This is a genomic window from Ancylomarina euxina (assembly GCF_003863355.1).
GTDB lineage: Bacteria > Bacteroidota > Bacteroidia > Bacteroidales > Marinifilaceae > Ancylomarina > Ancylomarina euxinus.
The window spans coordinates 74,761-90,101 of the sequence record NZ_QQWG01000012.1 but is presented as its reverse complement, the minus strand read 5'-3'; the positions used below and the strand labels follow the sequence as shown (position 1 = coordinate 90,101).

Annotated in this window: 15 protein-coding genes; 11 read left to right on the top strand and 4 right to left on the bottom strand. The window is 36.1% G+C overall.

Going from position 1 to position 15,341, the window contains the following annotated elements; all coding sequences use genetic code 11:
- Positions 1 to 6 precede the first annotated feature (6 nt).
- Complete coding sequence (locus DWB61_RS12245) at positions 7 to 1,599, top strand: dipeptidase (RefSeq protein ID WP_125031191.1); 1,593 nt, start codon at positions 7 to 9, stop codon at positions 1,597 to 1,599.
- Positions 1,600 to 1,730: 131 nt separating this feature from the next.
- Here DWB61_RS12245 and DWB61_RS12240 read toward each other — a convergent pair whose 3' ends face one another.
- Positions 1,731 to 2,270, bottom strand: coding sequence for an REP-associated tyrosine transposase (locus tag DWB61_RS12240; RefSeq protein WP_125031190.1), 540 nt, complete (start codon positions 2,268 to 2,270; stop codon positions 1,731 to 1,733).
- A gap of 248 nt (positions 2,271 to 2,518) precedes the next feature.
- Between DWB61_RS12240 and DWB61_RS12235 the strand changes: the two genes are divergently transcribed.
- From DWB61_RS12235 to murB, 4 genes are all read left to right on the top strand, one after another.
- Positions 2,519 to 2,995, top strand: a complete 477-nt coding sequence (locus DWB61_RS12235) for a nuclear transport factor 2 family protein (protein WP_125031189.1) — start codon at positions 2,519 to 2,521, stop codon at positions 2,993 to 2,995.
- Between the two features lie 180 nt (positions 2,996 to 3,175).
- The gene (locus DWB61_RS12230; RefSeq protein WP_158614403.1) at positions 3,176 to 3,922 is read left to right on the top strand and encodes a transporter; all 747 of its coding nucleotides are present in this window, start codon (positions 3,176 to 3,178) and stop codon (positions 3,920 to 3,922) included.
- A gap of 161 nt (positions 3,923 to 4,083) precedes the next feature.
- Positions 4,084 to 5,112, top strand: coding sequence for a threonine aldolase family protein (locus DWB61_RS12225; protein WP_125031187.1), 1,029 nt, complete (start codon positions 4,084 to 4,086; stop codon positions 5,110 to 5,112).
- Positions 5,113 to 5,139: 27 nt separating this feature from the next.
- Complete coding sequence (gene murB / locus DWB61_RS12220; protein ID WP_125031186.1) at positions 5,140 to 6,153, top strand: UDP-N-acetylmuramate dehydrogenase; 1,014 nt, start codon at positions 5,140 to 5,142, stop codon at positions 6,151 to 6,153.
- 106 nt (positions 6,154 to 6,259) lie between these two features.
- Here murB and mltG read toward each other — a convergent pair whose 3' ends face one another.
- Entirely contained in the window at positions 6,260 to 7,330 is a 1,071-nt protein-coding gene (gene mltG / locus DWB61_RS12215; protein ID WP_125031185.1) for an endolytic transglycosylase MltG, read from the bottom strand.
- A gap of 183 nt (positions 7,331 to 7,513) precedes the next feature.
- On the opposite strand from mltG, the gene DWB61_RS12210 reads away from it, so the two are divergent.
- The gene (locus DWB61_RS12210) at positions 7,514 to 8,641 is read left to right on the top strand and encodes a M14 family metallopeptidase (protein ID WP_125031184.1); all 1,128 of its coding nucleotides are present in this window, start codon (positions 7,514 to 7,516) and stop codon (positions 8,639 to 8,641) included.
- A 126-nt stretch (positions 8,642 to 8,767) separates the two neighbouring features.
- On the opposite strand, the gene DWB61_RS12205 is transcribed toward DWB61_RS12210, so the two are convergent.
- Positions 8,768 to 9,433: a hypothetical protein gene (locus DWB61_RS12205; RefSeq protein ID WP_125031183.1), complete on the bottom strand. Its 666-nt coding sequence runs from the start codon at positions 9,431 to 9,433 to the stop codon at positions 8,768 to 8,770.
- Positions 9,434 to 9,733: 300 nt separating this feature from the next.
- On the opposite strand from DWB61_RS12205, the gene DWB61_RS12200 reads away from it, so the two are divergent.
- Both DWB61_RS12200 and DWB61_RS12195 read left to right on the top strand, forming a co-directional pair.
- Positions 9,734 to 10,816, top strand: a complete 1,083-nt coding sequence (locus tag DWB61_RS12200) for a 3-oxoacyl-ACP synthase III family protein (RefSeq protein WP_125031182.1) — start codon at positions 9,734 to 9,736, stop codon at positions 10,814 to 10,816.
- Positions 10,817 to 10,959: 143 nt separating this feature from the next.
- On the top strand, positions 10,960 to 11,559 hold the full coding sequence (locus DWB61_RS12195) for an SHOCT domain-containing protein (RefSeq protein ID WP_125031181.1): 600 nt from the start codon (positions 10,960 to 10,962) through the stop codon (positions 11,557 to 11,559).
- Between the two features lie 90 nt (positions 11,560 to 11,649).
- Here the strand turns inward: DWB61_RS12195 and DWB61_RS12190 are convergent, their stop codons facing one another.
- Positions 11,650 to 12,345, bottom strand: coding sequence for a Crp/Fnr family transcriptional regulator (locus tag DWB61_RS12190; RefSeq protein WP_125031180.1), 696 nt, complete (start codon positions 12,343 to 12,345; stop codon positions 11,650 to 11,652).
- 300 nt (positions 12,346 to 12,645) lie between these two features.
- Here DWB61_RS12190 and DWB61_RS12185 point away from each other — a divergent pair, with 300 nt between their 5' ends.
- The 3 genes from DWB61_RS12185 to DWB61_RS12175 all read left to right on the top strand — a co-directional run bounded on the left by DWB61_RS12185 (position 12,646) and on the right by DWB61_RS12175 (position 15,335).
- The gene (locus DWB61_RS12185; RefSeq protein ID WP_125031179.1) at positions 12,646 to 13,182 is read left to right on the top strand and encodes a rhodanese-like domain-containing protein; all 537 of its coding nucleotides are present in this window, start codon (positions 12,646 to 12,648) and stop codon (positions 13,180 to 13,182) included.
- Positions 13,183 to 13,231: 49 nt separating this feature from the next.
- Complete coding sequence (locus DWB61_RS12180; protein WP_125031178.1) at positions 13,232 to 14,185, top strand: rhodanese-like domain-containing protein; 954 nt, start codon at positions 13,232 to 13,234, stop codon at positions 14,183 to 14,185.
- Between the two features lie 118 nt (positions 14,186 to 14,303).
- Entirely contained in the window at positions 14,304 to 15,335 is a 1,032-nt protein-coding gene (locus tag DWB61_RS12175; protein WP_125031177.1) for a porin, read from the top strand.
- Positions 15,336 to 15,341 lie beyond the last annotated feature (6 nt).

Genomic DNA, 15,341 nt, shown 5'->3' with positions numbered 1-15,341 from the left:
ACAATCATGATTCTTAAAAGATTAAAATCACTACTCCTTATCGGCTTATGCTATGCTTCAACAACAAGTATGGCTCAGGATAAATCCGATTGGCAAAATGGTGTTCCTGAAGGCTGCACCACTATTACTGTAGGAAAAACAGCCACTTTCGATGGTTCAGTCATCACATCTCATACCGACGATAGTCACCGTACGCGTGCATGGATGTCAGTTGTTCCATCAAAATCTCACGACAAAAACAGTAAGTTCGAGCTTTTCGAACGTTCAGCATACGATAGCTTGCGCATGCCAACCTATCAGCATAAAAAAATTGGTGAAATCGATCAGGTTTCCCAAACTTATCAATTCTTAAACACAGCTTACCCATGTATTAACGAGAAGCAATTAGCGATTGGCGAGTCAACTTTTGGTGGTCGCGAAGAATTGTATTCTGAGGCATGTTTAATCGATTGTCAAAGACTTCAACAATTAATGCTGGAGCGTTGCACAACCGCGCGAGAAGCAATTAAGATGGCTGATGAGCTATTACAGAAATATGGATGGAGAGATTTTGGAGAATGTTTAACGATTGCTGATAAGCAAGAAGTATGGCACTTCGAAGTTGTTGGTCCTGGAAAAGGTAAAGTGGGTGCCGTTTGGGTTGCTCAACGTGTTCCTGATCATCACCTTTCGGTTAATGCTAATGCTTCAACCATCAAGGAAATTGATTTGAAGAATAGCGATTACTTTATGGCTTCTGAGAATATCTTCGATCTAGCAAAAGAAAATGGTTGGTACAATCCAGAGGAGGAAACCTTCCGTTGGAATTATGCCTACGCTCCTAAGAGTCGTCGTTCTATGGCTTCGCGCCGTAGAGAGTGGCGAGTCCTTTCAATGGTAGCACCATCATTAGACCTTGACCCAACAGCAAAGGATTTTCCGTTCTCAGTTAAACCTGACGAGAAGATAAGCATGGATAAATTAGTAGAGATATTTAAAGATTACTACGAAGGAACACCTTTTAACTTTGTAAAAAATATCAAACAAGCTGACAAGGATGGCAAAGAAGCCATCTCTCCTTTTGCAAACCCATTTATGCCTTACGGAATGAATCGCCTTTTTGGTGTAAACGGTGGCTGGGGTGAACTTGGTGAGCGTACAATCGCACGTTGGTACACTATGTATGCAACCATCATACAATGTCGTAGCTGGATGCCTGATGATGTCGGTGGTATTGTATGGTTGGCACAAGATAATGTGGCCACTTCGATCTATATTCCAGTTTATGCCGGAGCCACTGACTTAGCACCTTCATATAAAGTTAAGGCTCGTCATTTGGGTTACACTCGTACATCGGCTTGGTGGGCATTCAACCGCCTAAGTACTCTTACTGCACAGCGCTGGGGCGATATGCGTCACGATGTGGATAAGGTCTTTGTTCCTTTACAAAAGCAATATTTCGAAGAGCAGGCTAAAGTCGATGAGGAATACTTATCTCTATGCAAGCGTAAGCGTCGTGCCTTCCTAACCCATCGAAGTATTGACCTTGGAACCGAAGTAGTCGAAAAAGCCTGGGAAATTGGTGATGGTCTTTGGACAAACTATGACGAGAAATTTTAATTCTCATCCCACATAGAATAAAATACAAAAGCGGCTTTCGAGCTGCTTTTTTTATAACCATTAAATGATTTCGCTTCCTGCTGATTTGCAATCAGCAGGTTGAGAGTTGGGGATTTAAAATCCCCTAAAATTCAAATTAAAACAACATCAATTAGACCTTTCCCACCTGCGTAATTAATAGCAGAACTGTATTTATAATCATTAGGATTCTCAACAATCTCTGCTTTAACTGGATTGTCGTGAATGTATTCTAATTTTTGCAATAAAAATTCCGAAGAATGAATTTCTTTAGCTTCATTTCCATCTTGCCAAAATTTGTACGTCACATTCTTTTTGAACTTCCCTGCAAACCTAAAACGATCCAACATCCATTCTCTTCGACTTTCAGGATTTTCAAGCATCCTTTTAATAATTTGTTTACTTGTAAATTTCTTAAAATCCCTTAATATATCTGACAAGTTGATGTCTTCTTTAGCTTGCACTATTAAATGTAAATGGTTACTCATTAAGCACCAGCTATAAATAATCAAGCCCTTCTCTTTTTGACAAAAAATTAAAGAATCGATGATAATATGCTTGTAGACCGGTCGTGTAAATACATCAACCCATTCAACAACAGTCAATGTCAAAAAATAAACATAACCGTCAGATATTTTATTTCTAATTCCCATATCTGAAATTACAAACTAATTAGATTAGAATCAACACCTCTTTTTTTATGATGAAAAGTCGATTGTAAATCGACAACTCAATAATCCCAGATAACATATCTGGGATAGCTATGCGGCTTTCGAGCTGCTTTTTTTTATGCCCTATAAGCACTTCATTTTGATCCCACATGTAAACTTTTAACTATCAATATGTTTTACTAAATTAGTCATCTTCAAAATCAAACAACATTAATCAAAACCTACTCACGATGAAAAAACTTATTCTAGCTTTGATCTGTTTCGTATCTGTATACTCGATTTCGTTCGCTCAGGATGATATTCAAAAGGAAACAGATAGCATTAAAAAGGTCATACAAGATGCTTATGTTGATGGTCTATGTAATAATGCAGATGAAGTTGCTGTAAATAAAGGCATTCATCCAGGCTTTAATCTAATGGGTGCAGGAAAGGGCAACACCATGTGGAAGCACCCTATTTACAACTGGATAGAAAATGCCAAAGAAGGCAAAAAGAAGCATAGATATGCTTTTCAAGACGAATTCACGACTATTAAATTTTTGTTTGTAGATGTTACAGGAAATGTATCCACTGCCAAGATAGAATTCTATGAAGGGGGTGAGAAAAAATACATCGATTATCTATCACTAATCAAATTTGAAGATGGTTGGAAAATAGTAAGCAAGATATTCTATGCTATTCCTAAGGAGAAGAAAGATTCAAAATAATACCCTATTAAATTTCTATATAAACGAGCAGCTTTCGGGCTGCTTTTCTTGCTAGCATTAAATTCATCATGCTAAATTAACTCATTCTTAATCGTGCAAATCTTAAAATAAGATACTCAGATCTTTTTTATTCTCTTTTGTATAATTACATTCACATTATTAATAATAAAACTAAAAATGATGAATAAAATATACACACTCCTATTCGCTCTAATGATCTTTAACTTGGGACTTAAAGCACAAACCATTGTTACAGACAGACCCGATCAAACTGAATCATCTTCAACTGTTCCGCTAAAAAGTCTACAGATTGAGAGTGGCATCCTATTTGGTAATTATGAAAATGGATTAATCAAACAAACTTTAATTCCGTCAACATTATTACGATATGGGCTTACAAAAGACATAGAACTTCGATTTGTTGAACAATTCGAAAACATTAAAAATGATGTGAGCTCGCAAAATGAATTTGGTATTAGCGATCTGGAAATCGGAACCAAAATTCAGTTATTAAAAAAGGAAGGCATCAACACTGAGATTGCTTTTCTATCTCACCTGATACTACCCACTGGATCAAAAGGTCTAACAAATGACAAATATGGTACAGTGAACAAGCTTGCCATATCTCACAAAATTAATGACAAACTGGGTTTAGGATACAATGTGGGATACAATAATATGGGAGAAGGCAAGGGTGATTTAACTTATTCTGTAGCTCTTGGCATTGGACTAGGTGAGAAGTTTGGAACTTATGTAGAACTTTATGGCGAGCATGCCGAATTTTCAAACTGGGAAACAAATTTTGATTCTGGTTTAACCTACCTTATTAAAGATAATCTACAATTGGATGTCTCCTTTGGTTTGGGATTAAATCACGACATGCATTATTTTGCACTTGGCTGCAGCTGGAATATCGGGAAGATCTAAAGCCTCCCTATTAAACAAAGCTCTCTTCTATTCAAATATTTGTAAAGAATAGGGCTTTCTTTTATCTGCTTAAAAATTTCAGCAAGTATCCCACCTTCTCTTTGCAGAATAAACGCTATTTTTAGCTTCTCTAAAAAGCTAATCATTTAAACACACTTAACATGAATAAACGAGGATTTGCCAGCGACAATTTTTCAGGCGTTTTACCAGAGGTAATGGAAGCCATTCAGAAGGTTAACTATGGTCATTCTATGGCTTATGGAGGTGATCCTTATACGGCATCTGCCATCGAAAAATTCAAGCATTTGTTTGGGGAAAACATCGATGTTTATTTTGTTTTTAATGGTACTGGAGCTAATGTTATTGGCTTATCAACTCTAACACAGTCATGGAATTCTGTTATTTGTCCATCTACAGCTCACATACAAGTTGACGAATGTGGTGCCCCAGATAAATTTACAGGCTGTAAGTTTATCCCTATTGAAGTTACTGATGGTAAACTAACTCCTGACTTGATAAAAACGCAACTACACGGTTTTGGTTTTGAACACCATTCACAACCTAAGGTTATCTCAATCACTCAATGCACCGAGTTGGGTACTGTATATACTCCCGAAGAAGTTAAGGCAATTTGCGATTTGGCACATGAGCACGATATGTATGTGCATATGGATGGTGCTCGATTGGCTAATGCAGTAGCGAGTTTAGATGTTGATGTGAAAGAAATCACCAATAAAGCGGGTGTTGATGTTTTAAGTTTTGGAGGAACAAAGAATGGGATGATGCTTGGTGAAGCTGTTATCTTCTTCAATCCAGAGCTTTCAAAAAATGCCAAATATGTCCGAAAACAGAGCATGCAGCTTTGTTCGAAAATGAAATATATTGCCTGTCAATTCGAAGCTCTATTAACCGATGACCTTTGGTTAAAAACGGCTCGTCATGCCAATAAAATGGCTGGGCTTCTGGAATCAGAAGTTCGAAATATTCCAGCAATAAAAATTACTCAAGAGGTTCAAACCAATGGTATTTGGGCCATCATTCCTAAAGATAAAATTGAAAAACTTCAGAATGAATACTTCTTTTGGGTCTGGAACGAGCATGCTGGTGAAGTCAGATGGTTGTGCTCTTTCGATACCACTGAAGATGATATAAAAGGCTTTGTTACTTTACTGAAAGAACAACTGAGCTAATCTCAATTATTAATTACAAATTGCTAAATGGCTATTCTACACGAAAATTACTCTTTAAAACCTTATAATACATTTGGCATTAAAGCCAAAGCGGATTACTTTTTCGAGTTCGACACGATTGATGAAATCAAGTCTTTTCTAGACGACAATCCGCTAGATAACGTCAAATACCTAATTCTTGGTGGAGGCAGCAACTTGTTATTCACAGACGACTATGATGGTTTAGTTCTTCATCCAAATATCAAAGGCATCGAAATTGTGTCTGATAACAAAGATTCAGTTTTAGTGAAAGCTGGTGCTAACGAAGATTGGGATGAGTTAGTAGCTTGGGCTGTAACAAATGGTTATGGTGGAATCGAGAACTTATCTAATATTCCAGGAGTCGTTGGTGCAGTACCTGTTCAAAACATTGGAGCATACGGCGTAGAAGCCTCTCAGGTTGTTGAAAAGCTTGATGCCATATCGATAGAAAGTAAGAGACAAGTTGAGTTTCAAAATTTCCATTGTGAGTTCGACTATCGTGATTCTGTATTCAAAAAAGAATACAAGAACCTTTTTATCATCACCTACGTTTATTTCCGATTGAGTAAAAAACCAGAGTTTAACCTAGAGTATGGTGCCATAAGTAAAGAACTTGAAAGCTATGATGACATCAACCTAAAAAACATTAGGGAGGTTATTATCAAGATTAGAGAATCTAAGCTACCCGATCCTAAAGTGATTGGTAATGCAGGCTCTTTCTTTAAGAACCCAATTGTGGATACTCGATTTGCAGAACAATTATTATCTAAACATCCTGATTGTCCAAATTACGAGGTGGATAATACAAACACCAAACTAGCTGCTGGCTGGTTAATTGAGCAATGTGGATGGAAAGGAAAACAAGTTGGGCAGGCTGGCGTTCATAAAGACCAAGCTCTTGTGCTAGTTAATCTAGGGGATGCGAAAGGATACGAAGTGCTTCAACTAGCCAATGATATTAAAAAGTCAGTTCTTCTAAAATATGGCGTCAAACTTGAAATGGAAGTCAATGCGATATAGATTCGATAAAATAATTTACACAGAAAAGAGTGATTATTGCTAATCACTCTTTTCTTATATAGGCTTTTTTGATCTTTTATTTTTTTTTGACTTCAACCTTTAGACCTTATTTAAAAATACGCTGTAAGTTAAGAGCTCGTTGGTAATTAGCGGCATTCTTGTTGTGCTCTCTAAGGCTACTTGCAAAAACATGATAGCCATTAAATTCAGGACTGGCACAGAAATAAATGTATTTGTGAGTTTCACAGTTAAGCACTGAATTTAAACCTGATACGGAAGCTTGACGTATTGGACCTGGAGGTAAACCTGCATATTTATAAGTATTATAAGGTGATTTTATAGCCTTATGCTTATTTAGAACACGACGCATTGAAAAGTCTCCCCAAGCAAATTTTAAGGTTGGATCAGCATCAAGCTTTATACCTCGCTTTAAACGATTTATATAAACACCTGCAACGCGAGCTTTTTCGTCTTCTTTAATGGTTTCCTCATCAACAATAGAAGCCAATGTACTTACTTGCATAGGTGTTAGATTCAGCTTTGATGCCTTTTTCATCCTATCCACATTCCAGAACTTTACATATTCCTTATACATACGATCTGTAAATGACTTTGGACTCATATTCCAATAAACCTGATAAGAGTTGGGAATAAATAGCCCAATAACCGTTTCTGGTTTAAAACCATAAGGCTTTAAGCTAGCCTCATCCTTCAAAAAGTTCAGGATACTTAGAGAATCAGACTCAATTTGACTGCCAATTTTACCAGCAAACTCTTCCAGAGTACGGGTATTATTAAATGTTAAATTAATAGGGGCCTGATCCCCTGATCGCAAAATATTAACCAGGTTATTATTACTCATACCCTCTTCGATTCGATATTGTCCGGATTTGACTAATTCACCATAATGCTTCTTATTCATTACCCACTCCAAGGAAGATAAATTGATCACACAATGACTCTCTTCAAATAAATGAAGAACCGATTGCATATCTGCCCCCGATGGAATTTGAATAAATAATTCGGTTTTCTCACCCAAATCGATATTCGATGAAAAAATATTACGGTAGTATTTCAACAAAACTGTTCCAACCACAACGAATAAAATAAAAATGGCAATCAGTCCATATTTTAGTTTTTTCGATTGAAGTTTCTCTAGTCTAAATAGATTGATCATATTTCTTTATTTTCGGATCGTATGCTTATCCACAAATTTATACAAATAATTAAGTTTATCAATAAGCGTGTTCATTTAGGCCCTTTAGTTTTTGAGTAGAAATAAAGACAAACTATAGGTGTAAGTTTCCAAATAAATTATCTTTGGTTATCGATAAAAAAAAAGACAACAAAAACACTCAATATGAAAATCAATTCAAATTTTGATAGTGGTAACATCAAAGTCATAGATTGCACCACAGCTTCAAACATTCAACTTGAAATTAATAAAGATACCCATTCCGATTTCTTTCAATGGTTCCACTTCCGTTTACAAGGTGCACAAAATCAATCTTGTAAAATGCGTATCCTAAATGCTTCTGAGGCCTCATATCCTGAAGGATACGAAGGCTATCACACAGCAGCGTCATACGATAAGGAAACCTGGTTTAGAGTGCCAAGTACTTACGATGGTAAAGAATTAGTGATTGAACATACTCCAGAATTCAATTCGGTATTTTACGCATATTTTGCGCCATATACTTATGAGCAACATCTTAACCTCGTTCACAACGCTCAGCTTTCACCAGAGTGCGAATTGGTTTCGATAGGTGAAACTGTTCAGGGGCGGGATATTGACATGCTTATCGTTGGAGAAGAATCTCCTGAGAAGAAAAAGATTTGGATGATTGCACGTCAACATCCAGGTGAATCGATGGCAGAATGGTTTATGGAAGGTTTCCTGGGAAGAATTCTAGACGAAGATGATGCTGTCTCAAGAACTCTATTGAGCAAAGCAGTTTTCTATATTGTTCCAAATATGAATATTGACGGTAGTATTCTAGGGAATTTAAGGTCGAATGCGGCGGGTGCCAATCTTAATCGCGAATGGGCAGAGCCTAAACTGGATTATAGCCCAGAAGTTTATCACGTTCGCAATATAATGGATAAATACGGTTGTGATTTAAACATTGATATTCATGGTGACGAAGCACTACCTTATAACTTCATTTCTAGTATAGAAGGTATCCCTTCTTTTGATGACAGATTAAAAAATCTTTTAGAAAAATTCATCGGATCATGGATAGCTTCATGCCCTGATTTCCAAGACACTAACGGTTACCCAAAGAATGAACCTGGGCAGGCTAATCTAGCTATTTGTTCAAAACATATTGGGGAACGATATAAATGTTTATCTTTGACCATTGAAATGCCATTTAAGGACAATAATGATCTACCAGATCCTGAATTTGGATGGTCTCCAGAAAGAAGTATTTTATTTGGAGAATCTATATTACACCCAATTTTACAGGTGGTTGATCAACTAAGATAATAAAGACATATACACTCTGTATATTACTCAGAGAATGCCACATCTACGCTTCCTTGATGTGGCATTTTCGCTTTTTACACTATCTATCCAATAGTAACAATCCCATCAATTTATCCAATTGAATCTCTAAGCAGGAGAAATGTTTTTAATAAAGATATGATTCATCTCAACCTCATCAGTATCTAAAAAATCCATATCTAAATCGTCAAACTCATCCTCTTCAATATCATCAGCATCATGACGTATTTTCTTATACCCACATCTGAAAAAAAAGGAATTAAGTCTGTCTTGTGCTTTATCGTAATTTCTATCGTCGGTAATGCCTTCAAAACCCAAAGGAAAGCTCTTAAGAGCCACATATGCACAGGTCGACTTAAAATAAATTCCTAAGCTATTTAAAACATATTTGCCATATCCTTTTCCGCGGTATTTTTCTTTTATCTCAAGTTGCTTAACAAGCAAAACGTTTCGATTAAAGCTATCTCCGACCAATTCTACTATTTTATCATCTATCTTTTCATAGCTATCGTTTAATAGTGCTGTACCCACTTCAAAAGATGAAGGCGTTTTATCAAAGGCTTCCATTAAAGTACAATAACCCGCTTCGAAATTTAAATCATACCTCTCCAAACAGATCGTACCAATTTCTATTTCATCTAAATCATAATTATCAAATTCATCATCTGATTTAATTAATATTTTGCCTGAATAAGTAATCATATTTGGATGAGAAGCATAATCTACATCCAACAAATGCGAAAAACGGTATTCAATTCTAACATTTTCATTCATATATTCAATTCAATATTTTTGATTTAAATGCAAAGGAAGTTAAAAACCCTTACAATATTCTATAGCTTTACACTTCAAAAGTCACTAAATGTAAGCTTTCCGCTTTCTATATTTCTCTTCACCCGAAACATTCCTTTAAACTACTTGCACATTATTTATGCAGGAATAAGCGCCAGTTATTCAATATATTTTGCTAATATTAAGGTATTAAGCTCGACTTGAAAAGCCTGGAGTGTATCCCACTCACCCCGTCCTTAGTAGAATCGTTTACACCACTAAACAATTTGAAAACCAAAAAATATGAGCAGTAAAATCTACAGTATTATAAAAGGTACAGGGAAATATATACCATCAACAACAGTAAAAAATGAAGATTTCCTTACCCATGAATTTTACGACACTTATGGTAAGAAGAGTGAGAAATCGAATCAGGAAATAACTGAAAAGTTTGAAGATATAACTACGATTACTGAGAGACGACATGTTTCGAAAGACCTAGTCACATCTGACATTGCTTTTTTTGCTGCAGAAGATATCATCATAAGTTCAAAAATCAATAAAGAAGAATTGGATTATATTATCGTAGCTCACAACTTTGGAGACGTCAAACATGATAATAGAAAGTCAGATCTTGTTCCTAGTCTAGCTGCACGGGTCAAATATAAGCTGAAAATTCAAAATCCAAACTGTATTGCTTACGATCTACCATTCGGGTGTCCGGGGTGGTTGCAAGCTACTATTCAGGCTGATTATTACATTAAATCAGGTGATGCCAAGCAAATATTAATTATTGGCGCCGACGTTTTATCCCGAATTTCAGATCCTTACGACAGAGATAGTATGCTTTATGCAGATGGGGCTGGCGCTGTTATTCTTGAAGGAAAAGAAAGTGATACACCTATTGGTATATTAGCCCATACGACTCGATCAGATACCTACCAGTTTTCTGAGATGTTGTATATGGCTACATCTTTTAATCCTGATAGCGAGCATAAAGATGCCTTATTCTTAAAAATGAATGGCCGTAAATTATACCAATACGCACTAACGACAGTTCCTCAAGCCATTCAAGCTTGTCTTGAAAAGAGCAAAGTACCTCTTGGCGATATAAAAAAGATACTAATTCATCAAGCCAATGGAAAAATGGATGATGCCATATTAAAAAGATTATATGCCCTATATCATATAGATGAATTACCAGAAAACATCATGCCAATGACCATATCCTGGTTGGGGAATTCTTCGGTTGCAACCGTACCTACCCTGCTGGATCTTATTCTGAAGGATGAACTGAAACCTCACAAAATTAATAAAGGAGATAGCATTGTCTTTGCATCGGTAGGTGCAGGAATGAATATCAATGCAATGGTATATAAAATGTAACTATCTCCATTTTACGTAATGTTTAGATAAGGAACATACTTAGAAACATCTAATAATTTGACTAATTATATAGCATAAAAAAAAAGAAATATTTTCATTATGTTTGGAAGCTATAAAAACAAGCTAATCATTAAAAAGACATAATGATCAATAACAAACTAAAAACAAAACTCGCTTTATTATTTTTATCCAGTATTCTCTTATCCAGCTGTGGCGTCATAATTGGTGGAAGTAGATACCATGCCCATGTAACAGTAGAGAATCATCCTGATGCAGTAATTACATACGAAGGGAAAGCAAAAGGAATAGGTCAAGCAGATTTTTTAGTTCCTAGAATAGATGCCGACTTCTTAACAATTAAGGTAAAAGAACCAGGCTGCGACGAACAAGCTTTCGATTTTACAGAAAAAAGTTTTAGAGGATGGACACTCGTAGGAACTATAGTTACGTGGACAGGTACTATTGGAGGTATACCTGTACCTTGGGGTTTAATAGTAGATGGTGCATCAGGCTCATTTTGGAAACCTAGCGTACATGAAAGTGGTGTATCAAAAATTGACTATAAAAATTTCCATTACAATCTTAATTACACGGGTTGCCCAGATAATTATAAAGAATCTCCAACTGAAATAATAATTAAATCTAAAGCTGAAAGACTTACTCAGCTTAAAAAACTATTAGACGAGGGCATACTAACTCAAGAAGAATTTGATGCTGAGAAGAAAAAAATTCTAGCAGAATAGAATCGTCAAACAATAATCATAAAATGGCGGCTTATTTCCTTAATCAGGTTATAAGCCGCCATTCTTTTATGTGTCCTGAGAATAGGTAAACTAGCCATTCTCGCAAATCATTTCGAGTCGTTTTCGATCTGATATTTCTATTGTTTTTCCATCGACAATAATCAGTTTATCTTCCTTGAATTCTTTAATCACGCGAGACAAACTCTCAACCGACAAAACGGTCAATTCGGCTAAGTCTTTTCTAGATAAAGCCAGGTTAAAACGTGGGCTTTGATAAATTCTATTCGAAAGACAAAGTAGAATTTCAGCCAATCTCCCGCTAGATTGCTTTTGAGTTAAACAAAATAGGCGGCTGTAAGATCGAATCGTATTCTCGTTCAAACGAGCTATCAGTTTAGCCGCAAAACTAGCATTAAGCTCTAACAAATTACTCAGAGCTTTCATATCGAACAAACAAACGGTTGTTTCCTCGTAGGCAACTGCTGTGTAGTGGAAAATATTTTTCCCAAATAAAGACTGTAATCCAATTAGATATCCATCTTTTTCAATGGTCAAAATAATGTTCTTACCATTGTTGCCTTCTATATAGAGTTTTACGAATCCTTTCTTAATATAGATCACATGTGAGGCTAACATACCCTGCTTGCAGATGACTTCCCCCTTATTAAATGTCACTTCAAGACGTCCTTCTTCAATCATTTCCAACTGAGAATCATTCAACTCCTTGAAACATTCTGATTTGGTTAAACAATTCTTGCAAGTAACTGATTTTTCTGGGATAGGCATAATATTCTGGGTTTATGTTTTAAATCTAGAAATCTAAATATATACAAATCTATCAAGATAAAACATGTTTTATATCAATTTTCAGCATGTAATAGATCAATTTTTCACACCAACCTGCTCAAGTTTTTTATTGCATATTCCAAAAATCAACTTGAGCTATTCCCTTACAAATCACAAGCATATCTACCGATAAAGCTCTAATATTACATTAAAGAAATTAATCTTTATTCTTTAACTGATTTTAAAGACAAATTTATTAAGCGCATTTTCTATAGGAACTAACCCAAAACCTCAAAGCATATGAAGACAATAAAAGTCCTTCTGTCCATCACCCTAATCACATTGATATGGGGATGTAGTATGAAGAGTATACCAGAAGAAAAAATTTATGAGAGTATTGATGAGATGATCGCAGAAGCACGATCCTTAACATCGGATCTGAGCATTGATGACTTTCATACATTAATGAACAGCGACTCAGCTTATATTCTTATAGATGTTCGCTTACCCGAAGAGCACAAAAAAGGTTTCATTCCTGGTTCAATTTCAATTCCTCGTGGCGTAATCGAGTTTCGTATTGCCAACGAAAAAATTTGGGATGAAGAAGGCATGTATGTTCCTGAGAAAAACGAAATGCTTGTTTTGTATTGTAAGAAATCAAAACGAGGTGCTTTAGCAGCCCTTGCTCTTAAACAACTTGGCTATACCAATGTGAAAAATATTAATGGAGGCTGGACAGATTGGCATGCCAAATACCCAGAAATAAAAGAAGATAAAATTGAAGCTGGTACTCCAGTCAGCGCTGCTACTGAAGAAGAAGAATCAGGAGGCTGCTAATATCTAAAAATTACAAAACCTAAATAATAAAAACCTAAATCCTTTTAAAATGAAAAAATTCACAAAATTTCTTATCATTCTGGCTTTATTGCCGATGTTATTCCTTTCGTCATGTAAAGAAGATGATGCTGCAACAGGTGTTGATAACCCAGCTTTTGAAGCACTTCAAACTTACCTGATTGATAATCAAATGGATTTAAACCAGATTATCTCAACAACTGAGAATGGTAAGTTTGCTACAACTACAAAAGATGGCAAATATATTATCGACATTCGAAGTGCTGAAGATTTTGGTAAAGGTCATTTAGATGGTGCTGTTAACTCAAGTTTAGTAAATATTTTAGAAACAGCTAAAGCAGCAGATAAGCCAATTCTTGTTGTTTGCTATACTGGACAAACTGCTGCAAGAGCTGTTGTTGCTTTACGTTTGAGTGGCTACCCAAATGCCGCTTTACTTAAGTGGGGAATGAGTAATCAAGGTAACTCTGGTCCATGGGATGGCAACATTGGTGATGCTGCTAAAGATCATGCAAATTGGACAAATGATGCTCCTGTTAATCCATCAACTTATCCTGCTCCTGTTCTTTACACAACGGCTACTGAAGGAGCTGTAATTCTTAAAGAAAGAGTTCAGGCGATGTTGGAAAATACAGCGTGGTCTATTAAGAATCCTGATGTATTAGCGACTCCTTCAAACTACCAGATCAATAATTATTTCTCAGAAGGCGACTGGAATGCTTTTGGTCACTTTAAAGGCGCTCACCGTTTAAATCCTTTGACTTTGAATGGAAGTCAGGTTTTCAATCTTGATCCAAATCAAACTATCGTGACTTACTGCTACACAGGACAAACCTCAAGTATCATTACGGCTTACCTGCACGTATTGGGATACGATAAAGCAAAGAGTTTATTGTTCGGAATGAATGGCTTGCAACACTCACATAGCCAATGGACTGACAACACAGCTATTACAGCAAACCAATGGACAACTGGAGGTCATTAGAATCTTAAAAGACTTGGGAGTGATGATCACTCCTAAGTCTTTTGCCTATTAGCAAAGCATTTTTTCTTTTCAAATTAGGCATCCTTGCTAAAACCTAAACCAAACAAAAAAAATCAACATGAAAAATATACTACTCTCTATAATGGTTATCATCATGGTACCTATTGTAGCAAACGCACAAGGTTGCGACGAACCTTCAGGAGAAGGGGTTAATGTATTCGGATTCTTCCAACCCAAGTTTGAATACAACCAAAATGAAGGAATTGATGACAGTAATACATTTAACTTTAACAGAGCTCGTATAGGGGCTATGGGTAGTATCCCTTATGATTTTAGCTACTATATGGTTCTTGAGACAAGTCCTTCTAAAAATAATGGAACGCCTTATTTACTTGATGCTTTCGTCACCTATTCTCGTTACGATTTTGCAAGACTCTCTTTTGGTTCATTCAAATCACCAATCTCTTTAGAATTGAATACACCCTGTCATAAGCTTCATACCATTAATCGTTCCAGAGTTGTGGAGCAGTTAGCAACGCCTGATCGCGATCGTGGTTTTATGGTTCTGGGTGGTGCAGACACAACCCTATTTCAGTACAGCCTTGCTATTACAAACGGTACAGGCTTATTCCAAAATGATGATAATAAAAGAAAAGATTATGCCGCTCGTTTAGTTACTAACCCTCATAAGAATTTAAAGATAGGTGCCAGCTACAAGTTTGGTAAAGCAACGGCTGCAGTTGACGGTATGCCTGAAGATGAAAGAACCCGCTATGGAGCCGATCTTCAATACAAGCAAGGCGCTTTTATGTTACAAGCTGAATATTTGTATGCTAAGGATGTGGGGTCTTATACCACTGGTGGTGGTTGTGGTGAGCCGATTGAAGTACATCAAGGTGATATTAAAAGAGATGGTATGTTCGTAATGGGTATGTATAAGTTCCAAAACAACCTTCAACCTGTTCTTAAATTTGAATACTTCGATTCAAATAAAGATGTTGATAGTAACACAGAGTACTGCACAACCTACGGTCTTAACTATTTCTTTAACGATTGGACAAAAATTCAAGCTAACTACGTATACAGAGCAGAAAAAGAAAAAGAGATTGATAACGATATATTCATGTTGCAAGTAACGGTTAAGTTTTAAAAACGG